The 22,801-nt window shown below is 67.8% G+C and carries 26 protein-coding genes; 14 read left to right on the forward strand and 12 right to left on the reverse strand.

Annotated features, from left to right (window positions below; genetic code table 11):
• Positions 1–8 precede the first annotated feature (8 nt).
• From FZ029_RS04600 to FZ029_RS04615, 4 genes are all read left to right on the forward strand, one after another.
• Positions 9–836, forward strand: coding sequence for an alpha/beta hydrolase (locus tag FZ029_RS04600; RefSeq protein ID WP_149268186.1), 828 nt, complete (start codon positions 9–11; stop codon positions 834–836).
• 145 nt (positions 837–981) lie between these two features.
• Positions 982–2,904 (forward strand): PAS domain S-box protein, encoded by a 1,923-nt coding sequence (locus FZ029_RS04605; RefSeq protein ID WP_247892146.1) that lies wholly within the window; start codon positions 982–984, stop codon positions 2,902–2,904.
• An 85-nt stretch (positions 2,905–2,989) separates the two neighbouring features.
• On the forward strand, positions 2,990–3,718 hold the full coding sequence (gene queC, locus FZ029_RS04610; RefSeq protein WP_149268187.1) for a 7-cyano-7-deazaguanine synthase QueC: 729 nt from the start codon (positions 2,990–2,992) through the stop codon (positions 3,716–3,718).
• Between the two features lie 110 nt (positions 3,719–3,828).
• Entirely contained in the window at positions 3,829–4,062 is a 234-nt protein-coding gene (locus FZ029_RS04615; RefSeq protein ID WP_149268188.1) for a hypothetical protein, read from the forward strand.
• A gap of 23 nt (positions 4,063–4,085) precedes the next feature.
• Here the strand turns inward: FZ029_RS04615 and FZ029_RS04620 are convergent, their stop codons facing one another.
• Together FZ029_RS04620 and FZ029_RS04625 are read right to left on the reverse strand one after the other, a co-directional pair.
• Positions 4,086–4,436: a cupin domain-containing protein gene (locus tag FZ029_RS04620; RefSeq protein WP_149268189.1), complete on the reverse strand. Its 351-nt coding sequence runs from the start codon at positions 4,434–4,436 to the stop codon at positions 4,086–4,088.
• 12 nt (positions 4,437–4,448) lie between these two features.
• The gene (locus FZ029_RS04625; protein WP_149268190.1) at positions 4,449–5,162 is read right to left on the reverse strand and encodes an HAD family hydrolase; all 714 of its coding nucleotides are present in this window, start codon (positions 5,160–5,162) and stop codon (positions 4,449–4,451) included.
• 313 nt (positions 5,163–5,475) lie between these two features.
• Here FZ029_RS04625 and FZ029_RS04630 point away from each other — a divergent pair, with 313 nt between their 5' ends.
• Entirely contained in the window at positions 5,476–5,688 is a 213-nt protein-coding gene (locus FZ029_RS04630; protein ID WP_136705180.1) for a DUF1127 domain-containing protein, read from the forward strand.
• Positions 5,689–5,903: 215 nt separating this feature from the next.
• On the opposite strand, the gene FZ029_RS04635 is transcribed toward FZ029_RS04630, so the two are convergent.
• Complete coding sequence (locus FZ029_RS04635) at positions 5,904–7,040, reverse strand: type III PLP-dependent enzyme (RefSeq protein WP_109076327.1); 1,137 nt, start codon at positions 7,038–7,040, stop codon at positions 5,904–5,906.
• Positions 7,041–7,478: 438 nt separating this feature from the next.
• Between FZ029_RS04635 and FZ029_RS04640 the strand changes: the two genes are divergently transcribed.
• Positions 7,479–8,051: an MgtC/SapB family protein gene (locus tag FZ029_RS04640; protein WP_149268191.1), complete on the forward strand. Its 573-nt coding sequence runs from the start codon at positions 7,479–7,481 to the stop codon at positions 8,049–8,051.
• On the opposite strand, the gene FZ029_RS04645 is transcribed toward FZ029_RS04640, so the two are convergent.
• The 5 genes from FZ029_RS04645 to FZ029_RS04660 all read right to left on the reverse strand — a co-directional run bounded on the left by FZ029_RS04645 (position 8,017) and on the right by FZ029_RS04660 (position 12,072).
• Positions 8,017–9,219: a multidrug effflux MFS transporter gene (locus FZ029_RS04645; protein ID WP_149268192.1), complete on the reverse strand. Its 1,203-nt coding sequence runs from the start codon at positions 9,217–9,219 to the stop codon at positions 8,017–8,019. The genes FZ029_RS04640 and FZ029_RS04645 overlap by 35 nt on opposite strands.
• Before the next feature lie 85 nt (positions 9,220–9,304).
• Positions 9,305–9,481 carry a hypothetical protein gene (locus FZ029_RS32885; RefSeq protein ID WP_174757336.1) on the reverse strand — a complete coding sequence of 59 codons (177 nt, stop codon included), beginning with the start codon at positions 9,479–9,481 and terminating at the stop codon, positions 9,305–9,307.
• A gap of 14 nt (positions 9,482–9,495) precedes the next feature.
• A complete protein-coding gene (locus FZ029_RS04650; RefSeq protein ID WP_149197539.1) occupies positions 9,496–10,437 on the reverse strand; it encodes a bifunctional riboflavin kinase/FAD synthetase in 942 nt (313 codons plus the stop codon).
• Between the two features lie 144 nt (positions 10,438–10,581).
• On the reverse strand, positions 10,582–11,031 hold the full coding sequence (locus tag FZ029_RS04655; protein WP_109076331.1) for a MaoC family dehydratase: 450 nt from the start codon (positions 11,029–11,031) through the stop codon (positions 10,582–10,584).
• 465 nt (positions 11,032–11,496) lie between these two features.
• Positions 11,497–12,072, reverse strand: coding sequence for a septal ring lytic transglycosylase RlpA family protein (locus FZ029_RS04660; protein WP_149268193.1), 576 nt, complete (start codon positions 12,070–12,072; stop codon positions 11,497–11,499).
• A gap of 169 nt (positions 12,073–12,241) precedes the next feature.
• On the opposite strand from FZ029_RS04660, the gene FZ029_RS04665 reads away from it, so the two are divergent.
• Positions 12,242–13,276: an alpha/beta hydrolase gene (locus FZ029_RS04665; RefSeq protein WP_247892147.1), complete on the forward strand. Its 1,035-nt coding sequence runs from the start codon at positions 12,242–12,244 to the stop codon at positions 13,274–13,276.
• A gap of 30 nt (positions 13,277–13,306) precedes the next feature.
• A complete protein-coding gene (locus FZ029_RS04670; RefSeq protein ID WP_149268194.1) occupies positions 13,307–14,320 on the forward strand; it encodes a DUF6352 family protein in 1,014 nt (337 codons plus the stop codon).
• 144 nt (positions 14,321–14,464) lie between these two features.
• Here FZ029_RS04670 and FZ029_RS04675 read toward each other — a convergent pair whose 3' ends face one another.
• Entirely contained in the window at positions 14,465–15,610 is a 1,146-nt protein-coding gene (locus tag FZ029_RS04675) for an AI-2E family transporter (RefSeq protein WP_149197536.1), read from the reverse strand.
• Between the two features lie 124 nt (positions 15,611–15,734).
• On the opposite strand from FZ029_RS04675, the gene FZ029_RS04680 reads away from it, so the two are divergent.
• A complete protein-coding gene (locus FZ029_RS04680) occupies positions 15,735–16,259 on the forward strand; it encodes a CreA family protein (RefSeq protein WP_149268195.1) in 525 nt (174 codons plus the stop codon).
• A 49-nt stretch (positions 16,260–16,308) separates the two neighbouring features.
• Here FZ029_RS04680 and FZ029_RS04685 read toward each other — a convergent pair whose 3' ends face one another.
• Positions 16,309–17,262 (reverse strand): succinylglutamate desuccinylase/aspartoacylase family protein, encoded by a 954-nt coding sequence (locus FZ029_RS04685; RefSeq protein ID WP_149268196.1) that lies wholly within the window; start codon positions 17,260–17,262, stop codon positions 16,309–16,311.
• A gap of 283 nt (positions 17,263–17,545) precedes the next feature.
• Here FZ029_RS04685 and FZ029_RS04690 point away from each other — a divergent pair, with 283 nt between their 5' ends.
• Complete coding sequence (locus FZ029_RS04690) at positions 17,546–18,412, forward strand: N-formylglutamate amidohydrolase (RefSeq protein WP_149268197.1); 867 nt, start codon at positions 17,546–17,548, stop codon at positions 18,410–18,412.
• A gap of 65 nt (positions 18,413–18,477) precedes the next feature.
• On the opposite strand, the gene FZ029_RS04695 is transcribed toward FZ029_RS04690, so the two are convergent.
• Positions 18,478–18,798 carry a DUF1476 domain-containing protein gene (locus tag FZ029_RS04695; protein ID WP_149197532.1) on the reverse strand — a complete coding sequence of 107 codons (321 nt, stop codon included), beginning with the start codon at positions 18,796–18,798 and terminating at the stop codon, positions 18,478–18,480.
• 160 nt (positions 18,799–18,958) lie between these two features.
• Between FZ029_RS04695 and FZ029_RS04700 the strand changes: the two genes are divergently transcribed.
• The 4 genes from FZ029_RS04700 to FZ029_RS04715 all read left to right on the forward strand — a co-directional run bounded on the left by FZ029_RS04700 (position 18,959) and on the right by FZ029_RS04715 (position 21,626).
• Positions 18,959–19,732, forward strand: a complete 774-nt coding sequence (locus tag FZ029_RS04700) for an NRDE family protein (RefSeq protein WP_149197531.1) — start codon at positions 18,959–18,961, stop codon at positions 19,730–19,732.
• A gap of 133 nt (positions 19,733–19,865) precedes the next feature.
• The gene (purC, locus tag FZ029_RS04705) at positions 19,866–20,630 is read left to right on the forward strand and encodes a phosphoribosylaminoimidazolesuccinocarboxamide synthase (protein ID WP_149268198.1); all 765 of its coding nucleotides are present in this window, start codon (positions 19,866–19,868) and stop codon (positions 20,628–20,630) included.
• A 55-nt stretch (positions 20,631–20,685) separates the two neighbouring features.
• A complete protein-coding gene (gene purS, locus FZ029_RS04710) occupies positions 20,686–20,928 on the forward strand; it encodes a phosphoribosylformylglycinamidine synthase subunit PurS (RefSeq protein ID WP_014246942.1) in 243 nt (80 codons plus the stop codon).
• A gap of 47 nt (positions 20,929–20,975) precedes the next feature.
• Entirely contained in the window at positions 20,976–21,626 is a 651-nt protein-coding gene (locus FZ029_RS04715) for a DNA-3-methyladenine glycosylase (RefSeq protein WP_149268199.1), read from the forward strand.
• Positions 21,627–21,781: 155 nt separating this feature from the next.
• Here the strand turns inward: FZ029_RS04715 and FZ029_RS04720 are convergent, their stop codons facing one another.
• The gene (locus FZ029_RS04720) at positions 21,782–22,765 is read right to left on the reverse strand and encodes a diacylglycerol kinase family protein (RefSeq protein ID WP_149268200.1); all 984 of its coding nucleotides are present in this window, start codon (positions 22,763–22,765) and stop codon (positions 21,782–21,784) included.
• Between the last annotated feature and the right edge of the window lie 36 nt (positions 22,766–22,801).

Raw genomic sequence — 22,801 nt, forward strand, 5'->3', positions numbered from 1 at the left:
GCCGCGCCATGCAGTTGACCGTCAACGGAACCCCCGTCTTCGTCCACACCGGTGGCCGGGACATCGATCCCGCCCGTCCTGCCGTCGTGCTGATCCACGGCGCCGGCATGGACCACAGCGTGTGGAGCCTGCAAAGCCGCTTTCTCGCCCACCATGGCCGCTCGGTGCTGGCGGTCGACCTGCCGGGGCATGGCCGCTCCGGCGGGGAGCCGCTGGGCAGCATCGCCGCCATCGCCGATTGGGTGATCGCCCTGCTGGATGCCGCCGGGCTGGAACGGGCGGCGCTGATCGGCCATTCCATGGGGGCGTTGGTGGCGCTGGACGCCGCCGCCCGCCATGGCGCCCATCATGGTGGGCGGGTGGAGGCAATCGCGCTGCTGGGCATCGCGGAGCGGATGCCGGTCCACCCCGACCTGCTGGCCGCCGCCCATGCCGGCGAGCAGTCGGCCATCGACATGGTGGTCGGCTGGGGCCACGGCCCGCGCGGCCATGGCGGCGCCCAGGGCGGCGGTTGCCCGACGCCGGGGCTGGCGCTGATCCCCGGCGGGCGCCGGCTGATGGCGTCGGTCCGTCCGGGCGTGCTGGGTGTCGATCTGGCAGCATGCAACGATTATGGACAAGGGGCCGATGCCGCGGCGGCGGTCGACTGTCCGGCGCTTTTCCTGCTGGGCACGCTCGACAAGATGACACCGGCGAAGGCCGGGCGATCGCTGGCGGCCCGCGTCAAGACTTCGCAGGTCGTCGTCCTGCCGCAGACCGGACACATGGTGATGACCGAAGCCCCCGACGCAGTGCTGGAGGCGCTGACTTCCTTCCTGTCCTTGCGCCGGGGATAAGGACGGCGGGATAAGTGTTTCAGTGCCGAAATCAATGGCCCGGAGTCGGGTTAGTCCTGACATGAACCATTGATGACCCCTCATTACTCTGCAAGGCGGGATCGAAGCCATCCCGCCGTTCGCAGCAGGTTCGGGGGGTATCATCTTGCAGGATGGCGAGCATCGCGCGACCGCACTGGCTGTCGGTGCCCTGTTCCGCGATTGCCGGGAGGTCGTCGCGCTGTTGTCGGCCGACGGGCGCGTGCTCCGCATCAGCGACGCCGTCGCAGATCTGCTGGGCCACACTTCGGATAGGCTGACCGGCGCGTCGTTCGACGGCCACATCCATCCCGATGATGTGGAGGAGGCGCGGCGCCGGTTCCAACGGCGCGCGGCGGCCCCGGCCGGCAGCAGCGGCCGTATCGTTTTCCGCTTCCGCCATGCCGATGGCGGCTGGCGTTGGCTGGAGGTCACAACCCGCAACGAGCTGGCCGATCCGTCCATCGGCGGACTGGTGCTGACCTTCCGCGACATCAGCGACCACATCGCCCTGTCGGAACGCCTGCGGGCCAGCGAAGCGCGCTACCGCACATTGGCGGAGGCGGTGCCGGTCGGTATCCTGCAGGCAGATGCCGACGGCCAGGTGCTGTTCGCCAATGCCCGGCTTGCCGGCATCACCGGGCTGGAGCCCGACCGGCTGCTCGGCGGCGGCTGGCTCGATGCCGTCCATCCCGACGACCGGGCGCGGGTCGCGGCGGACTGGCGGCTGGACGCGGCCGGCGATCCGGCGCCGACCGATTTCCGCTTCCACGACCCCGACGGGTCCGGCGCCGACCGGCGGGTGCTGTGCCAACGCATGCCCCTGGAGGATGGCGGCACCATCGCCACCATCACCGACGTCAGCGAATATGTGCACACCGCCAATGCCCTGCGCCTGTCGGAGGCGCGCAACAAGGCGATCCTCGACACCGCGGCCGACGCGATCCTGACCATCGACGAGGCCGGTGTGCTGCACAGCTTCAACCGGGCGGCGGAGGCGATGTTCGGCGTTTCCGCCGGGGACCTGCTGTGGCGCCCGCTCGACCGCCTGATCCCGCTGGCGGACCTGCGGGAGGAGGGCGGCGTCCGGCTGGAGTTCGCGCCCGGCCAGACCACGGCGTTGATCGCCCGCGACCGGGGGGCTGAGGCTGAGCGCGCCGACGGTACCCGCTTCCCCGTGGAGCTGTCGGTCGGCGCCAGCGAGGTGGAGGGGCGCAGGCTCTACACCGCCATTCTCCGCGACGTCACCGAACGCCGCCGGGCGGAGGCCGAGTTGCTGGCGGCCAAGGCCGCGGCGGAGGCGGCCGACCGCGCCAAATCCATCTTCATTGCGGCGATGAGCCACGAACTTCGCACCCCGCTGAACGCGGTGATCGGCTTCTCCCAGCTTCTGGAGGTGCAGGCCGGACGAACGGTTGGCGACGCGCAGCGGACCGATCAGATGCGCGATTGCGTCGGCGCGATCCGTCAGGCCGGCGAGCAGCTGTTGGCGATCATCGACGACATCATCGACATGGCGCGCGTCGATGCCGGCGGGCTGTCCTTGACCGAAGGACCCGTCGATTTGTCGGCGGTCGCCGAACGGGCCGTGGCGAACCTGCACTTTCACGCCACCCGCCGGAGTGTGACGGTCGAAGTGACGGCCGATGGCGAACTGCCGCCGATGCGGGGCGACGAACGGCGCCTGGTCCAGGCGCTGGGCAACCTGCTGTCCAACGCCATCAAATTCAGCCATCCGGGGGACGTCGTCACCCTGACGGCGGCATTGGCTGCCGACGGCTGGCTCGCGCTTTCGGTGCGGGACCGTGGCGTCGGCATGCGGACGGAGGACATCGCCAAGGCGATGACCCCCTTCGGCCAGATCGACCAGAGCGCCACCCGCCATCACGAGGGCGTCGGGCTTGGCCTGCCGCTGGCGCTGCGTCTGGCGCAGGCCCATGGCGGCACGCTGACGCTGGACAGTGCACCGGGGCAGGGCTGTACCGCCACCATCCGACTGCCGCCCTCGCGGATCATGACCATCGAAGAGATGTTGGTGACCATGTCCTGATCTGGCCTGCGCCGGCCGGATGTGTCAGAAGCTGTCGCAGAGGGTCCGCCCGGCGGGCGGTCGGCTTTTGAAAGGCAGGTGTGCGATGGCGGCTCGGGACGAGTCCAGGCAGGCGGTGGTTCTGGTCAGCGGCGGTCTCGACTCGACGACGGTGCTCGCCATCGCCAAGGCCGAGGGCTACCGGGTCAACGCCCTGAGCTTCCGCTATGGCCAGCGCCATTCGGTGGAACTGGAGGCGGCACGGCGGGTGGTCGCGGCGATGGGGGTGGAGCGGCATGTGATCGCCGATATCGACCTGCGCGCCTTCGGCGGCTCCGCCCTGACCGATTCCATCGACGTGCCGAAGCACGAAAGCGCCGCCGATCTGGCGGCCGGGCTGGGGGAGGGCATCCCCGTCACCTATGTGCCGGCGCGCAACACCGTCTTCCTGTCCTTCGCGCTGGCCTGGGCGGAGACGCTGGGGGCGTCCGACCTGTTCATCGGCGTCAACGCGCTGGATTATTCCGGTTATCCCGACTGCCGCCCCGAATACATCGCCGCCTTCGAGACGCTGGCGAACCTCGCCACCAAGGCGGGGGTGGAGGGCACCAGCCGGTTCAAGATCCATGCGCCGCTGATGCGGATGGACAAGGCCGCCATCGTCCGCCGCGGGCTCGAGCTGGGGGTCGACTACAGCCTCACCCACTCCTGCTACGACCCGACGCCGGAGGGGCTGTCCTGCGGCGCCTGCGACAGCTGCCTGTTGCGCCTGAAGGGCTTTTCCGAAGCCGGAACGACCGATCCGATCCGTTACGCCAGCGGAATGAACAAGTAATCCCTTACGGCTGCTTCCGGTACGCCGCAGCGGAAATCTCGACTTGCCGAACAAGATAAAATTTTATATAAAAGCGTATCGATTTGTTCGGGAAGCCGAGGGAGCGCATCATGGCTGCCACCTCCTGGATGGGACCGCGCCTGAGCGGCCGGGCAGCGCGGGCGGTGCTGAGCGAGCATCGCCGCGCCAACGCCCGCAAGCGCGGCTGGTCTCGTGACATCGCCCGCTTGATTCTGGTCGCCTCCGTCCTGGTGCTGGGCGTGCTGGCGGTGGAGATCGGCCGCAAGGCGGTCACCATCCTCGGCCACAGCGCCGCCCAGCATTCGATCGAGATCGTCGGCTGAGGGCTTGGGCTGAGGGCTTGGGCTCAGGGCAGGACCACCACATAGCGTTTGGTGGTGGCCACGACCACCGTCCAGCTTCCCGTGAAACCCGGTTCGATCACGAAACGGTCCCCGGCCTTCAAGGTCCAGGAGCGCCCGTCGTCATGGGTGACGACGCTCTCGCCCTCCAGAATCTCGCAATATTCCCACTCGTCATAGACGATGCGCCAGGATCCGGGCGTCGACCGCCAAGTGCCGGCGAACCGCTTGCCGTCATCCGATTCGTAGCCGTTCCAGGTGGTGAAGACCGGTGACCCGGCCAGGATGCGGTCGGCGGCCGGCGCGCCGGTTTCCGGCGTGATGCCGTCGGGAGTGGGCAGCATGGACAGGGTCATCGATGGTCCTTCTCACCAGTCGGCCAGCAGCGCCGGCAGGTCGCGGATCGAGTCCAGCCGGCGGTAGTGATCGTCGGGCACCTCCGCCTCCTCATGCGCCCAGGTGATGGCATAGGGGATGTGGACGGCGTGGGCACCGGTGGCCAGCACCGGCAGGATGTCCGAGCGTACCGAATTGCCGACCATCAGGAAACGGGCCGGATCGATGCCGTGGCGGTCCATCACCCGCCGGTAGGTGGCGGGGTCCTTCTCGCTGACGATCTCCACCGCATGGAACAGCTCCGACAGGCCGGAGCGCGCGATCTTGCTCTCCTGGTCGAACAGGTCGCCCTTGGTGATCAGAACCAGCCGGTGGCGGCCGGCCAGCGTCTCCACCACCTCCGACACGCCGGGCAGCAGTTCCACCGGATGCTCCAGCATCGCCTTGCCGAAGTCGATCAGGCTCTGCAGGTCGCGGGCCGGGACATGGCCGTCGGTGACGGCGATCGCCGTCTCGATCATCGACAGCACGAAGCCCTTGATGCCGTAGCCATAGACGCGGAGGTTCGCCCGTTCCGCCTCCAGCAGGCGGCGGTCGAGGTCGGTGGGATCGGCGGCATGGGCCAGCAGGGCGCGGAAGCGGTCCTGCGTCATCGAAAACAGCGATTCATTGTGCCAGAGCGTATCGTCGCCATCGAAGCCGATGCTGTCGAAGGTCTGGCCGGCGGGGGTGAGGGGGCTGTTCATGAACCTGTCCACTGGTCCGCTGAATTGATCCGTAAGTAAAACAATACATCGCCCAAGTGGGGCGGCCTTGTCCAGGGGCTGTCGTTGCAGGGGTCCATTATTGTCAGTATAGCGAACCGTAAGTATCCGCAATGACGTTTTTGCCACAGACCGGTGACATTCCATGGCGAGTTCTTCGCTGCCTGCAAAGCGGGCATGTTGCCGTCGGGGGTGGCAACATGGCTCGAAGAAGCATAATTATATTTCCACACAAGGAGGACGTGATCGCCGACCGGCGGACCCTCCATAACAAGACATCTCAGGAATCTCCATCATGGCAACCCTTCTTCATTCGGCCGAGACCGGCCACAGCACTTCCACCTTCGCCCATGTCGTCGAAGTCGCGTCGAACCTGCTGGGCCTGTGGCGCCAGCGCATCGTGACCCGCCGCGAACTGGGCTATCTGGACGACCGTATGCTCCAGGACATCGGCTTCAGCCGCCTGGACGCCGAGCGCGAGATGTCGAAGCCGTTCTGGCGCGAATGAGCGCCTGCACGCCGGCCGGCGAACGCACCGGAAAAGGCCGCTTCCGTTGATCGGAGGCGGCCTTTTTCTTTGTCCGATGCTTGGCGTGCCCAAAAGTTAGGCTGCACAGAAATGCGGCAGTCGGAAAAAGAAAAGCCCGCCGCCGGAAGAACCGGCAGGCGGGCTTTTTCTTGGGCGGACCGAGAAGACGGGCAGGACGTCGCCCCACCGCCTCCTCAGATGCAGTAGTGGTGCAGCGGCGCGAAGCCGTTGAAGCAGACGGCCGAGTAGGTCGTGGTGTAGGCGCCGGTGGCATGGATGCGCACGCGGTCGCCGGCCTTCAGACCCATCGGCATCTTGTAGTCGGCACGCTCGTACAGCACGTCGGCGCTGTCGCAGGTCGGGCCGGCCAGGATCACCGCCTCACGGTCGTCTTCCTGCTCGTCGCCCAGCACCTCGATCGGGTACTGGATCGCCTCGTCCATCGTCTCGGCTAGACCGCCGAACTTGCCGATGTCCAGATAGACCCAGCGCTTGGGATCCTCGGCCGACTTGCGCGACACCAGGACCACTTCGCTCTCGATGATGCCGGCGCTGCCGACCATGCCGCGGCCCGGCTCCACGATGGTCTCCGGCAGGTGGTTGCCGAAGTGGGTGCGCAGCGAGTCGAAGATCGCCTGGCCGTAGGCGGTGCATTCCGGCACGTCGGTGCGGTAGCGGGTGGGGAAGCCGCCGCCCAGATTGATCATGCCCAGATCGACGCCCAGCACCTCAAGCTCGCGGAACAGCTGCGCCACCTGGAAGATGGCGTGGTCCCACTGCATCAGGTCCTTCTGCTGCGAGCCGACATGGAAGGACACGCCATAGGGCTGCACGTCCATGTCGCGGGCCTTCAGCAGCAGGTCGCGGGCCATCGGCAGGTCGCAGCCGAACTTGCGCGACAGCGGCCATTCGGCGCCCTCGCCCGAGGTCAGGATGCGGCAGAACACGCGGGCGCCGGGGGCGGCGCGCTCGATCTTCTCCAGTTCCGGCTCGCTGTCGAAGGCGAACAGGCGCACGCCCAGCTCATAGGCGCGGCGGATGTCGCTTTCTTTCTTGATGGTGTTGCCGAAGGAGATGCGCTCCGGGGTGGCGCCGGCGGCCAGCGCCATCTGGATTTCCGGGACGGAGGCGCAGTCGAAGGCGGAGCCGAGACGGGCCAGCAGGCTGAGGATTTCCGCAGCCGGGTTCGCCTTCACCGCATAGAAGATGCGGGCGTCGGGCAGGGCGTCGTGCAGATCGTTGTAGTTCTGCTCGACCACGTCCAGATCGATGACGAGGCAAGGGGTCTGCGGGCGCTGCTCTTCGAAAAAGCGCGCAATCTTCTGGGTCATCTCAGTCTCCTGGGACGCAAGATGATGGAACGGAAAGGGCGAAGTCGGGGGAACGGAGCGGCCGGGCGGGCCGATCAGCAACTGAAAAAGCTGATCAGGCGCTCAGGCCGCCAATACTGGATTGCCCCGTACAGAACCCTGTTCTGTCCGTATGGTCCAGGAGCGGCAAATTTCGGAGACGGGTGAGCACGCGCCCACCCACAACAACATCAACCATCGTAACCTCCAAGTCGCCGCCTTGTTTAAGGGACGGTCGGGGATCACGCGTTACGTCGTTGCATAACCACATCTCGGAGACGCCGAGGGGCGGGCCAGCGGCACGTGCGCTTGCGAGTTCGCGTTACATAGATCCAACGCGATCGAATGCAAAGTGAAAAATGCGGTGCGTCCCAAAAAAGTGGCAGACCGTTTGGCAGGCTGAAAAACCGGAGTGATTTCATGGGCTTGACCGAGGCTCTGACAACGCAGGAGATGGGATTGCGGCTGCTGGCGGCAGCCTTTTGCGGTGCGTTGCTTGGACTCGACCGTGAGATGCGGGGCAAGGCGGCGGGCCTGCGCACGCATACGCTGATCTCCATCAGCTGCGCCCTGACCACCTTGGTCGCGCTGGAGCTGGTCACCGGCCTGCAGACCAGCGGCGACGAGCGGCCGAGCGACCCGGTGCGCGTCATCCAGGGCGTGGCGCAGGCGGTCGGCTTCATCAGCGCCGGCGTGATGTTCCGCTCCGGCGACAGCGTGCGTGGGGCGACGACCGCCGCGATCATCTGGGTGGCGGGCGGGCTGGGCATCGCCTGCGGCGCCGGCTATTACGCGCTTGCCGGCATGACGCTGGCCCTGTGCCTGATGGTGACCATCCTGTTCACCGTCCTGATGGACCGCTTCCCGCAGTTGGAAGCGGCGGAGGCCGGGGCGGACGCGGAGGATGGCGACGGCAAGGCGCGGGAGCGGCGTCGCTCCACCTCCCGTCAGGGCCGGATCAGGCGGATCGCCCGCCACGCGCCGCGGGGATGACCAGCAGCCGGTGCGCCAGCAGCGCGCCCAGCCCGACCAGTCCGATGGCTCCCATCATCGGCAGGGTGGTGCCGTCGTTCAGATGGCCGACGACGATGCCGACGACCGCGGCGATGGCCATCTGCGTGAAGCCCAGCAGCGAGGACGCCAGCCCGGCCATGGTGGGGTAGGGCCCCACCGCGTTGGCGCTGGCGTTCGGCAGGGTCAGCCCGGCGCCCAGGATGAACAGGAAGACCGGCACCACGATGGCCAGCAGGTGCAGCACCCCGGTCAGCGCCAGCACCCCGCCCACCAGCCCGCCGCCCAGCGACAGCAGCGTGCCGATGCGGATCATCCGCGCGCCGCCCAGCCGCGGCGTCAGCCGCCCGGCCAGGAAGGTGCCCAGCATATATCCCAGGACCACGGCGCCGAAGCTGGCGCCATATTGCGCCGGGGTCAGGTGCAATTGCCCGATCAGCACGAAGGACGAGCCGGAGATGAAGGAGAAGATGCCGCTGTAGGAAAAGGCCACCACCAGCACATAGCCGACGAAGCCGCGGTTGCGCATCAGCAGCAGGTAGTTGGCGGCGAGCCGGCCCGGCCGCAACGCCTCCTCGTCGCGATGGGCGTTGGTCTCGCCCAGCATCGACCACACCGCGGCCAGGATGCCGCAGGCGAACAGGGTCAGCAGCATGAAGTTGGCGCGCCAGCCGAACCACTCCGTCAGGACGCCGCCCAGCATCGGCCCCACCGCCGGGGCCAGCGCCATCGCCATCGACATATAGGCCAGCACCGTCGCCGCCCGGTCGCGCCCGAACACGTCGCGCACCACCGCGCGCGCCACCACCGGCCCGCAGCAGGCGCCCAGAGCCTGGAAGAAGCGGGCGGCGATCAGCGCGTCGATGCTGCTGGTCATGGCGCAGACGGCGCTGGCCGCCAGATAGATCGTCACCCCCACCAGCAGGGTCGGGCGCCGGCCGAAGCGGTCGGACATCGGGCCATAGACCAGCTGCGACACCGCGAAGCCGACCAGGAAGATCGACAGCGTCAGCTGCACCGTGGCGACATCGGTGTCGAACACCCGCACCAGCGTCGGCAGCGACGGCAGGTACAGGTCGGTGGACAGCGGGCCGAAGGCGACCAATGCCGTCAGCAGGACGCGGATGGACAGGGAATCGGGACGGGGCATGGAACGGCTTTGACGCGAAGCGGAGACGGGGCGGCACTGTATCAGATGAAACCACCACCGCCAGCGCGGATCGCTTACTACCCTGTCACTTGGCCGGCAGCACCATGCGGATGCAGCGCGCCAGCACGGTGTTGCCGGTCATCTCGCGGTAATTCTGGATGATGATCGGCTCGGCCGCCTTGCATTGCTCCAGGCTGGCGAACTCCAGCGTGGTCGGGCCGCCCTGGTTCAGCATGAACAGCAGCATCAACACCCGTTCCATTCCAGCCCCTCCGGTCAGCCGGCCGCCAGCACGGCGCGGGCGGCGGCGGCGTCCTTCACGATCTGGTCCTTCAGCACGTCGAAGCTGGGGAACTTCATCTCCGGCCGCAGGAAGTCGATCATCTGGACCCGCAGATGCAGATCGTACAGATCAAGGTCGACGTCGAACAGGTGGGCCTCAAGCCGGGCGACCGTGCCGTCGACGGTGGGGCGGGCGCCCAGATTGGCCACGCCGGGCAGCCAGACGGTCTCGCCGGCGCGGTCGATGCCGGCGCGCACCGCATAGACGCCGAAGGCCGGGCGCAGATACTCGCCCAGCTCGATGTTGGCGGTGGGGAAACCGATGGTGCGGCCGCGCTGGTCGCCATGGACGACGCGCCCCTCGATCTCCCACGGATGACCCAGAACGAAGGCGGCCTCGCGCGGCCGGCCGGCGGTCAGCGCATCGCGCACGCGGGTGGAGGAGTAGACGCCGCCCTGTTCGTCGGACACCGGCCCGACCTCCGTCACGCCGAAGCCCTGGGCCCGGCCGGCCTTCAGCAGAAAGGCGGGATCGCCCGACCGCTTGTGTCCGAACAGGAAGTCATAGCCGCAGACGACGTGCCGCACGCCCAGCCCGGCGACCAGAATTTCGTCGACGAAGGCCTGCGCCGTCTTGTGGCGGAAGCTGTCGTCGAAATGGCAGACGATCAGCTGATCGACGCCCAGCGCCTCGATATGGCGGGTCTTGACGCGAAAGGGCGTCAGGCGGAAGGGCGGGTCGTCGGGGCGGAAGACGCTGCGCGGATGCGGTTCGAAGGTGACGACGGCCGACGGCACGCCCATTTCCGCCGCAAGGCGCTGGGCGGTGCCGATGACAGTCTGATGTCCGCGGTGCACGCCGTCGAAATTGCCGAGCGCAACGACGGCGCCCCGCTCTTCGGCCGGCAGGTCGGCGGTGTGTCTGTACAGTCGCATGCGCGCCCCGGTGCTGTGGGCGGACCCTGGCGGGTCCGCTTGCTCGGGCGTCTATATAGACCGACGCCGGCGCGGGGTAAACGCGCCGGCGTGTTTTACGCTCGCAAGCAGGCCGATCGACCGCGGCCAATCAACCGCGGCCATTCAACCGCGAGAGGGGACCATCAGCAGCGCCTCGCCCTCGACCACCACGGTCTCGCCGACGGTGCAGACCGTCTTGATGACGCAGCGGCGCTTTTCCGGGATCAGTTCGGTGATGGTGGCGCGGGCGGTGACGGTGTCGCCGGCGCGGACCGGCGCCTTGAACTTCAGCGTCTGGCTCATGTAGATGCAGCCCGGCCCCGGCAGCTTGGTGCCCAGCACGGCGGAAATGAAGCCGACCGTCAGCATGCCGTGGGCGATGCGGCCCTGGAACATGGTGGTGGCGGCGTATTCCTGGTTGATGTGGACCGGGTTGGTGTCGCCGGAAATGCCTGCGAACAGGACGATGTCGGCTTCCGTCACCGTCTTGGCGAAGCTGGCCGTCATGCCGACGGACAGGTCTTCGATGCAGTAGCCTTCGATATCCTTGCGGACCTGACGCACGTCGTCCATCGCAGCAATTCCTCTTTCTCTCGGTGCCTGTTCCGGCGTCTGACGCCTGGGCGCCGCGCCGTTCGCTGCAATGCGTCGTGTGCGCCGCAGCGATGGGAATGGCACCACGTCTCCTCCAAAAATGCAAAAAAATCTCTAACGTTCCGAACAAGTCCGCAGGAAAGACGGCTGTCCCCTTCGGCAGGCTACGGCGCAATGGAAGCCGTTGTGGTGCCGGTGGATTACTTCGGTCCGAAGGTATAGCGATGGGAATGGTGCCGGATCAGTGGCTTAACGGTAAAAGTCACGGCCCTGGGCCGGCTGCGGCGGCGTTGGTGCGACTTTGGCGTCGCCCTGTCGTGTCCTGCCGGCAAAGTCCGTTTCTTTTCAGAGGCCTGACCATACGGTGACTGTTGGTTGGGCGATTGAACGGAAATCCGGCGGCGGATGCGGCGAATCGGAAGCCGTCTTCGCCGCATCGCAGCATTACTTGCCGGACCCGGAGTGCGACATTGTGTCGCTTTTGCCTCCCCCGCTGCTGCCGTTTCGCCGGGTGTCCCCCTGGGCGACCTGGCTGTCGGGGGTAAGCTGGTCCACCTTGTCCTCCACCTTTTCGCGCGCGGCCTCGGACGGCTGCTCCGACGGCTTGACCTCAACCGTCACCGGCGCGGTGCCGTCGTCGATCATGTCCAGCTTCTTGGCGGCAGACCGCGACAGGTCGATTACGCGACCATCGACATAAGGACCGCGGTCGTTGACGATGACGTCGACGCTCTTGCCGTTCTCCTCATTCGTGACGGTCGCCTTGGCGCCCAGCGGCAGGGTGCGCGAGGCGGCGGTCGCCTTGTTCTGGTTCATCGTTTCGCCGCTCGCTGTGGTGCGGCCATGGAATTTCTGGCTGTAGAAGGACGCTTCCCCCTTGTGGACGAGGATCTCCTCGCCATCCTCATGCTCGACATGCACGGGCGGAACCTTGGCCTTTCCATTCGCCAGCGCGGGGACGGCAGTCCCACTCAGGGTAGCGGCGGCAAGCGCCAGGACGATCATGCGTGTTGTCTTCATCGGTTCACCTCCAACGGCGGACCAACGGTATTCAAGGAAAAGAGTTCCCTCTCGCGGCCGATGCAAGATGTCGTTACTATTTCTGGTTTCCAATATCTTGACGAATTCGAAGTGGGTGGCACCTCCGGGCGCGCTTCCAGTCTGCAACACAACGGTCAGGGGAGAAAGCATGGCCGACGATGCCGCTTGGACTGCATCCGAGTACGCGGCGAATCCTGCCAGTGAAACCGCGGCCGGCCCGGCCACCGGTTCGGTGGAGATGCGCTTCGTCGCGATGCCCGACGGGGCCAGGCTGCGCGTCGCCGTCTGGCCGGTGCCGGAGCAGGTTCGCGGCACGGCGCTGGTGCTGACCGGCCGGGCGGAGTTCATCGAGAAATATGCCGAAACAGCGGAGGCGCTGGCCGCCCGCGGCTTCCGCGTGGTGGCGCTCGACTGGCGCAACCAGGGACTGTCCGACCGGCCCTTGCCCAACCGGCAGATCCATCATCTGGCCGACTTCGCGACGCTGGTGGACGATCTCGACGAGATTCATCGGCAGGTGGTGGCGCCGGTCGCCGCGGAGACGGGCGGGCCGGTGATCCTGCTGGCCCACTCCATGGGCGGGCTGGTGGCGACGCTGGCGCTGGCACGCCATGCCGACGATGATCCCGACCGCTATGCCGCCGTCCTGCTGTCGGCGCCGATGTACGCCATCCACAGCGGGCCGCTGCCACGCTGGCTGGTGCGGGGGCTGGCCGGTCTCGGGCTCGCCTGCGGATTGGATGCCCGCTATGCGCTGGGGCAGGGCGACTACGACCCGGCGGAGGGGCGCTTCAGCCTGGACAACAAGATCACCGCCGATCCCAAACGCTACGCCGCCTTCCACACCCCCTATGCCGAGCGGCCGGAATTGCGCGTCGGCGGCGTCAGCTTCGCCTGGGTCGCCGCCGCCCTGGATGCGGAGGATGCGCTGCGCCACACCCTGCCGCTGGAGCGGGTGCGGACGCCGGTGCTGCTCTTGAGCGCGCCGGACGACCGGGTGGTGCGTGCGGCGGCGCATCGCGCGGTGGTTGCCCGCCTCGGCAACGCCCGGCTTGTCGACTATTCCGGGGCACGGCACGAACTGCTGATGGAATGCGACGCCATCCGCGACCGGGTGTGGGCGGACATCGACGCCTTTCTCGACAAGACTCTTGCGCCGGGCGGCGGCTCTGTCGTCGGATAGGCGCCTTCAGGACCAAAGGTGCCCAGCAGCATGACCGATTTCTGGACGGCGTCCGGTTTCCACCTGTTGACCCGCGATGCCGACAACCATCTGGCGGTGACGCCCGATTTCCTGCGCGCCTACCTTCTCCGGCCCGAAATGCGCCCGCCGGAAGAGGCCTGCGATGCCGAGCGCATGCTGCACGCGGCGTTGCTGGACGATCCGGCGCGGACGGTGCCCGCACCGCTGCTCGACGCCATCGCCGACCCGGATGCGCGGGAGAATTTCCAGGTCTGGCTGGCCTTCCGCGACCGTCTGCTCGCGGCCGGAACACTGGAAGGCTGCTACATCCGCCTGTTCCGCGAGGGTGCCCGCGGGGTGCCCGCCCTGTTCATCGACCAGTTGGTCCACGCCATCCTGCGCGGCATCCTGGATGAGACACCGTCCGGCCTGCGCGCGCGGGCGGGGGAGCTGTTCTTCCGTGAACAGACGGTGTCGGTGGAGGAGGGCCGCGTCCGCGTCGCCGATGCCGAGACGGTGGAGACGATGGCGGCGTCGGGCGGCTTCGGTTCGCTCGGACGACTGGTGGTGGAGGCCGGCACCGCGCCCCGCAGCGTCGAGCTGGACATCCTCGACGAGACCAACCATCCGCTCTATTGGGGCCGTGACGCCCGGCACGACACCGTGCTGGACATCACCTTCGCCGCCGCCGGTCTGGACGCGCTGGCGCGCGTGCTGGAGGCCTGGGTCGGGCATTTCCTGGGCGTGACGGTCAACATCCAGCCGGTGCAGAACATCCGCGACGACCGTTGGGTCTGGCATGTCGGGCTCGACAGCGCAGCATCCGCGATCCTCAACGACCTGTATAACGGCGTGGAGGTGGGGGAGGACCGGCTGGCCCGCATCCTCGCCCTGTTCCGCTTGGACTTCGCCGACTCCGCCGCCATGCGTCCCGACCTCGCCGGCCGGCCGGTTTATCTGGGGCTGGCGATGACGGAAGGGCGGCGGCTGAAGCTGAAGCCGCAGAACCTGCTGGTCAATCTGCCGCTGGCTTCGGTGGCGTGAGGGTGTTGCTGCGGGCGCCCCCTCCCTAACCCTCCCCCTCTTCGAGGGAGAGGGGACTGCCGCCGCTTTGCAAACTCACCCTCTCCCGCCGAAGGCGGGGGAGGGAGGGACCCGCGAAGCGGGAGGGAGGGGGCAATCTCACCCTCAATCCCCCAGCAGCGCCCCCACCGGCTTCAGCGGCTCGTGCGCGTCGAACAGGATCTTCAGGATCGCCAGGATCGGCACGGCCAGCAGCGCGCCGGGAATGCCCCACAGCCAGCCCCAGAACAGGATCGACACGAACACCGCGATGGGGTTCAGCGACAGCCGGCGGCCGACGATCATGGGGGTGAGGAAATTGCCCTCGATCGTCGTCAGCGCCACGAAGGACAGGGGCGGCAGGATGATGGTGCCGAGGCTGTCGAAGGTCAGGACCGACACCAGGAAGAACACGCCGGTCATCACCGCCGGGCCGATGAAGGGGATGTAGTTGGCCAGCGCCACCATCACTCCCCACAGCGCCGGGTTCGGCAGCCCCCACATCCACATCACCAGCCCGGTCGCCAGCCCCAGCACCGCGTTGATGACGGTGATGGTCAGCAGATAGGCGGCGATGTTCTGCTGAAGCGTCGCCGCGACCATGGCGTAATGCACGCGGTCATCGACGTTGCGCATGGTGCCGATCAGCGCCTCCAGCGAATGGCGGCCACGGGCGAGGAAGAAATAGAGCAGCACCAGCAGGATCACGACGTTGGCGAGAACCGATTCGACCTGGCTGACCGCCTGTTCCATCAGGGTCGGACCGCGCACCACCACTTCGCGCACCGGCCCGTCGCTGCCGGTCTCCTTGGTGATCTGCTCGATCTGTCGGGAGGCTTCGCGGGCGCGGTCGATGCCGGCGCGGATGTCGCCCAGCTTGAACTCCAGCTCATGCAGGACCCGCGGCATGCGGTTCACCCACTCCGCCGCCGGGGCGGACAGGGTATAGACCGCCAGCAGCACGCCGCCGAACAGCATGACGACCATGACGGCGGCGCCGATCCCCTCGGGCATACCGACGCGATAGAGCGCGCGGACCAGCGGGCGCAGCAGGAAGCTCAGGATCAGCGCCAGCATGATCGGCAGCAGGACGTCGCGCCCGAAATAGAGCGTGAACAGCACGGCGATGACGAACAGGCCGACGGCGGCGATGGTCAGCGGATCGCGGCGGTGGCCGGGTCCGGGCAACGGTTCGGTCGCCGGTTCCGGCGTGCCGGCAAGCGGGGCCTCGGGGGCGGGGGGAAGCGAGGCGAGCGGGCTGCGGTCTGTCATCGCGGTGGCCGGACCTCCGGAGGGAGGCGCTTGACGGCGGCGCCCGACCCTCCGATCTAGGGGAGTGTCTTTCGGGCCGCGCATCCTGCGGTCCCCGCCCGTCCTTGCCGGAGACCCGATCGAGATGCGCAGCCCGTTTCCCCTGATGAACGCTTCCGCCGGCCTTTTGGTTCTGGGCCTGGTGACCGCCGCGCTCCCGCTGCGCACGGCTGCGGCCGACGAGGTGGTCGGCCGCTTCTCCAACGACTGGACCGGCAACGGGTTGGAGATCCAGGCGATCGAGGATCCCAAGGTGAAGGGTATCACCTGCCATCTGGTCGATTTCGACCGCAGCCTGATCGACCGGCTGAGCAAGGGCAACTGGTTCGAGGACCCGTCCAACGCCTCCATCGCCTGCCGTCAGACCGGCCCGGTGACCGTCGGCGACATCGAGTTGTCGCAGAAGGGGGAGGAGGTCTTCTCCGAACGGAAGAGCCTGATTTTCAAGTCGATCGCCATTCGCCGCATCTACGACCGGCCGAACGACACGCTGGTTTATGTGGTGTACAGCCGACAGGTGAAGGACGCCTCGGCCAAGACCTCGATCTCCACCGTGCCGCTGTTCAGCGCGAATGCGACCTGGACGAAGGGCAAGCCGGCAACGAAGTGAGGGCGCGGGCGCTCACCCCGTCCGCACTCCCATTCGTTAGCCACACCGCTTAGCCGACGATCCGCCCCAGCCGCACCGCCGTCTGGCCGGCTTTCACCCGCCGGGCGGGCATGATGAGGACGCAGTCGTCATGGGGCGTCAGGATCGCGCGCCCGTCGTCCCAGCCGATGACGGTGCCGGCGCGGCCGATCACCTCCATGCCGACGAAGGGGGCGGTGAAGCGGAACCGCTCGCTGGACGCGGTGACGGCGTCGGTGACCTCGACCACCCGCTGCGGATCGGCGCGCGGGCGCAGGCGGGGGCCGTTCAGTGGCGGATCGATCATCTCCAGGCCGAGAAGCAGGCGCAGGCAGCTTTCCAGCGCGACCGTCGCGGTCTCGGTCCGCCAATGCTGGCCGCATTCGACCAGGATGGCGGTGTGCGACCCCTCCGGCTCGGCGAAATTGCCGTAATCGATCAGCCGCTTGCCCCCGGCATGGCCGCCGTCCGCCACCACCCAGGCCGGATAGCCGAGGCCGAGCGCAAGGTCGCGCCCGCGCGTGGTCCGGCCGCACAGGGTCAGCGGCGCGGTGTCCGCCGTCATCGAATGCAGGTCGAGCAGCAGGTCCGCCGACTCGTAGACCGGTCGCAGGACACGGGCGCGCCGCAGTTCCACGCTGTCGCGCCGGCCGTCCAGATGCTCCGGCGACCACAACCGGTTGAAATCCTCGTCCAGATAGCGCGAGGCATAGGGGTTCTGGCGGTCGAAGGTGGCGTAGGCGGCGGTGTTGGCGAAGACGAAGGTCAGCCGTCCGCGCGTCGGCCGCAGACCCATCCGCAGCAGCGCATCCAGGGCGATGGCGCCGCACAGCTCGTTGCCGTGGACGAGCGCGTTCAGCACCACGTGCGGCCCCGGCTCTTCCGCCGACAGGCTGGTGACGTGGTCGATGCCGGTGTTGCCGCGCCGGTGGGGCGCGATGTCCGGCGCGGAGAGTTCGACGGGGGCGAAGAGCGGGTCGGTCAAGCGGCAAGCTCGCCAGCGGTGGGCGCTCCAATCAGTATGACGAACCAAGCGAGTCCGCGCCAGTGCGGGCCAGTTGGGTAGGGCGGTTTTTTTGGCTGATGCGCGTGGTGCGATGTTGCGGCGGCATGGCAGGATCATGACGAATTGCCGTCGACTGAGGCTTGACGCATGGGTTATAGGATTGTCTGGATTGATAAGGTCGGCGGTTGAACTTGCGGCAATTTAACTGGCGGGAATCGAACTTGCCGATGTCTCCATCGGGGCGTCTGGCCGGGGCCGGCCGATGAGCTTCGTGATCGATGACGTTCTTGTCCGCAACGACCCGGTCGGCCGGCGCCTTCCGGTGCTGTTCGATTCGCCGCACAGCGGCAGCGTCTATCCCGCCGATTTCCGGGTGATCTGTCCGCATCCCCTGCTGCGCCAGGGTGAGGACACCCATGTGGAGGAGCTGTTCGCCACGGCGCCCGATCATGGCGCCACCCTGCTGTGCGCGCTGTTTCCCCGCACCTGCATCGACGTGAACCGCGCCGTCGACGACATCGACCCGGCGCTGATCGACGGCGATTGGCCGGCGCCGCTACGGCCGACGCCGCGCAGCACGCTGGGCATGGGGCTGATCCGCAGCATGCTGCGGCCGGGCGTGCCGCTCTATGACGGGAAGCTGCCGGCGTCGGTGGTTGCCGACCGCATCGACCGCTATTATCGGCCCTACCACGCCCAGATGCGGCTCGCGCTGGATGGTCTGGCGGAGCGGTTTGGCGCGGTGTGGCACGTCAACTGCCATTCCATGCCGTCGTCGCTGCGGCCGGACGGGCGCGACCCGCTGGCGGTGGATTTCGTCATCGGCGACCGCGACGGCACCACCAGCGAGCCGGGATTCGTCCGGCTGGTGGCGGAGACCCTGCGCGGCTTCGGCCATCCGGTGGCGATCAACGATCCCTATAAGGGGGTGGAACTGCTGGCGCGCTACGGCGATCCGGCGCGCGGCCGTCATTCGATCCAATTGGAGATCAACCGCCGCCTCTACATGAACGAGGAGACGCTGGAACGCCACGACGGCTTCGCCCGGCTGAAGGGCGAGATCGACACGCTGATCCGCCGCATCGCCGATTATGCCGGCCAGCGTGTCCTGCACCGCGCGGCGGAGTAGGCGGCCCGCCGCAACGGCGTGTGGCGGCGGGTCCGCGAGGACCGCGACAAGGGCGGCCTTGCTATTCAGGCCCGATGGATCTGCTCGCGCGCGACGTCCAGGAAATGCGCCATCTGCTTTTCCACCCGGTGATCGGAGATGTCGACTCCGCGGGCGTGCAGGTCGGAGCACAGCTTGTCCCGGATGTCGTGCGGTCCGAGGGTGGCGATGTCGGTGTCCACGATCTGGCGGGCATAGGCCTCGGCCTCCGCCCCGGACAGCCCCATCAGGTCGGCGGCCCACTCGCCGGCCAGCCGATCGCGCCGGGCGCGGATGCGGAAGAGCAGGTCCTCGTCGTGCTGAAACTTGTTCTCGAAGGCCTTTTCGCGGTCGTCGAAGGTCGTCATGGGGACCCAGGCTCCTTATTGGTTTCGCTCCCGTTTACAATGATTATATAGCCCGGAAGCGGTTGTCGTCACTGCCCCGCCGCATCGCAGCCGCGGATATTCTGCAGAGTTTCCTCGGGCGGCGGGATACCCTTGGGCACCACAAAAGACAAGGCATCGCATGTGCAGCGTGATCCTCCTGCGGCGACCCGACGCAACCTGGCCACTGGTCGTCGCCGGAAACCGTGACGAGATGACGGGACGCCCCTGGCTTCCGCCCGCCCGCCATTGGCCCGATCGGCCGAATGTGGTCGCCGGACTGGACGAGCTGGCCGGCGGATCCTGGATGGGTCTGAACGACGAGGGGGTGGTGGCGGTCATCCTCAACCGCTTCGGCACGCTGGGGCCGGAGGCCGGCAAGCGGTCGCGCGGCGAACTGGTGCTGGACGCGCTGGACCATGCCGACGCCGCCGATGCCGCGCGCAGCTTCGCCGATCTCGACATCCGTGCCTATCGCCCCTTCAATCTGGTGATCGCCGACAACCGCGACGCCTATCTGGTCGTCCATCGCGGCGCCAACCCGCGCCACCGGCCGGAGGTGTCGTCGATCCCCGCCGGCGTCCACATGCTGACCGCCTTCGAACTGGACGACCCGCAGGACCCGCGCACCGCCTTCTACCGCCCGCTGTTCGAGCATGCGGTGCCCCCGACAACCGACACCCCCGACGCGGAGTCCTTCGCCTGGGGCGGCTGGCCGGAGTTGATGGGCAGCCGGATCTGGGAGGGCACGCCGGACGAGCGCGGCGCCATGGACTTCCTGCTGCCAAGCGGCTTCGGCACCTCGTCCAGTTCCCTGCTGGCGGTGCCGCGGGTGGAAAGGCCCGACCTGAACCCGATCTGGCACTTCGCCCCCGGCCGCCCGCATGCGGTGGACTATGCGCCGGTGGAGCTGTGAGGAGGCGAGCGCACAATCCTGCCCTCCCGCCCCCGTCGTTGTGTTCGTGCACCCGGCTTGCTATATCACTCTGGCACATTCCTGGGCCGGCAAGCTCGCTTGACCGGTCCTTACGTATTTGGACGATCACGCGATGACACGACGCCGGCGCATCTACGAAGGCAAGGCCAAGGTACTCTTCGAAGGGCCGGAGCCGGGCACCCTGGTGCAATACTTCAAGGACGACGCCACGGCCTTCAACAACCAGAAGAAGGGCGTCATCACCGGCAAGGGGGTGCTGAACAACCGCATCTCCGAGTATCTGATGAGCCGGCTGTCCGAGATCGGCGTGCCCACGCACTTCATGCGCCGCCTGAACATGCGGGAGCAGCTGGTGCGCGAGGTCGAGATCATCCCGATCGAGGTCGTCGTCCGCAACGTCGCCGCCGGCAGCCTGTCGAGCCGCTTCGGCATTCCCGAAGGCACGCCGCTGCCGCGGTCGATCATCGAATATTACTACAAGTCGGACGAGCTGAACGACCCGATGGTCTCGGAGGAGCACATCACCGCCTTCGGCTGGGCGGCTCCGCAGGATCTCGACGACATGGTCGCGCTGTCCCTCCGCGTGAACGACTATCTGTCCGGCCTCTTCCTCGGCATCGGGCTCAAGCTGGTGGATTTCAAGCTGGAATTCGGCCGGCTGTGGGAGAACGAGGAGATGCGGATCGTCCTGGCGGACGAGATCAGCCCCGACAATTGCCGCCTGTGGGACGTCAAGACCAACGAGAAGCTGGACAAGGACCGGTTCCGTCAGGACCTGGGCCGTGTCGAGGAAGCCTATCAGGAGGTCGCGCGGCGCCTCGGCATCCTGCCGGAAGGCGGGCCGAGCGACGTCAAGGGTCCCAAGACCATCCAGTGACTCCCCTACAGCAACCACCCCCTCCACCCAACACCGTAAAGCGAGCGGACATCCGATGAAGGCCAAGGTTCACGTCACCCTCAAGCGCGGCGTTCTCGACCCCCAGGGCAAGGCCATCGCGCACGCGCTGCACACGCTGGGCTTCGACGGCGTCGAGGACGTCCGCGCCGGCAAGGTGATCGAGCTGCAGCTCAAGAGCACCGACGAGGCGACCGCCCGCAAGGAGGTCGAGGCGATGTGCAGCAAGCTGCTCGCCAACACCGTGATCGAGGACTACGCCATCGAGCTGGTGGCCTGATCCACCGGCAGCCTTGATTGAGCGTTTTCTGGAGTGGAGCGCGGCCGATGAGCGTTGAACATCTGGCTGCGCTCGACCCCATCTTTGCCGAATGCCTGCGCGTCGGCGGCCCGGTGATCCGCGATTTCACCCGGCCGATCGGCTTCGTCGGCCTGCTGCGCATGGTGATGGAGCAGCAGCTCTCCACCAAGGTGGCGCTGGCCTTGTGGGCCAAGCTGCAGGACCGGCTGGGCGGCGAGGTTACGCCCGACACCATCCTGGCGCTGGACGACGAAAGCTTGCGCGCCTGCGGCTTCTCCCGCCAGAAGATCGGCTATGCCCGCGGCCTCGCCGAGGCGGTGGCGAGCGGCCGGCTCGATTTCGACATCATCCATGACCTGCCCGACGAGGAGGCGATTGCCCAGCTCGTCGCGCTGAAGGGCATCGGCCGCTGGAGTGCCGAGGTCTATCTGATGACCACGCTCGACCGGCCGGACATCTGGCCGATCGGCGATCTGGCGATCCAGCTTGGCGTTCAGCGGCTGAAGGGCTGGGCCGACAAGCCGACGGCGAAGCAGCTGATCGAGGTGGCGGAGCCGTGGCGGCCCCACCGCTCGCTGGCGGCGCGGCTGGTCTGGCACCATTACGTCGCGTTGCAGGAGCAGGCGAGGGCGGCGAAGTTGTCGAAGAATGCCCCCTCCCTAACCCTCCCCCGCTAACGCGGGAGAGGGAACTGCCGCGGCACTCCCGCAAAGCTCCCGCCCCCTCCACCGCGAAGCTCTCGCACAAAGCTCCGCTTTGTGCTGACGCGGCAGGCGGACCCTAGGTCCGCTGAGAGCGGGGAGGGATGGGGAGGGGCGCCCGAAGCAACCACTCACCCCGCCAGCACCGGCAACCGCCACCCCGCCAGCGTGATCTCGACAGGCAGCCGCGCCAGCACGTCGCCGTCGCCCTGCACCGCGTCGGCGAACAGCCCGTCGCCCGCCGGTCCTTCGATCCGCACCCGCTTCGCCGTCACCACGCGATACTCCGGAAAACTGGCCAGCCGTCCGGCGGTGACGCCCCAGACATAGCGCAGCGCGTTCAGCCGCCCGCCGCGCGGGAACAGGCAGACATGCAGTTCCGGGTCCGTCAGCCGCGCATCCGGCGCGCAGATGAACCGGCCGCCGTAGAAATGCCCCTTGGCGACGATCACAGACGCCACCTCCTGCGGATCGCCCCAGCCGTCGCCCTCGTCCAGCGTCACGCGATAGCGGTGGTCCGGCCGCGTCGCCAGCTGCACCAGCGTTTCCGCCACATAGGCGCCTTTGCCGATCAGCCGCTTCACCCGTGGGTCGACCCGCTCCACCACCCGCGCGTCCAGCCCGACCCCGGCCATCAGCGAGAACACCCGCCCGTTCGCCAGCGCCGGCCAGATCATCGTCCGCCGCCCGCCGGCGATCGCCGCGGCGATGCGCTCCGGGTCCATGGTCAGGCCCAACTCGGCGGCCAGCACGTTGGCGGTGCCCATCGGCACGATGCCGAGCGGGAGCGGCCGGCCCGCGTCGGCATGGACCGCCAGCCCGTTGATGACCTCGTTGATGGTGCCGTCGCCGCCGGCCGCCACCACCGCATCGATGTCGGCGGGATCGGCCTCGCGGGCGAAGGCCTCGGCATCGCCGCGCTTGCCCGTCGGCCTGACGGCGACGCTCACCCCGCGCGCCTCCAGCCGGGCGACCACCGCGCGCAGCCGCCGCGCCCGCCGCCCGCCGGCCGTCGGGTTGTGGATCACCAGCAGCCGCCGCATCTCGATCGCCGCGCCCTCGCCATCGCCGGCGCCAGCCGCCAGGCTCTCGTCCATCAGCACCGTGTCGCGCACCGATTCGCTCTCCTTGACCGGCGCGTGAGGCGCCTT

Origin of the sequence: Azospirillum sp. Sh1, from assembly GCF_008365135.1 — a bacterium.
In the GTDB taxonomy this organism is placed as follows: domain Bacteria; phylum Pseudomonadota; class Alphaproteobacteria; order Azospirillales; family Azospirillaceae; genus Azospirillum; species Azospirillum oryzae.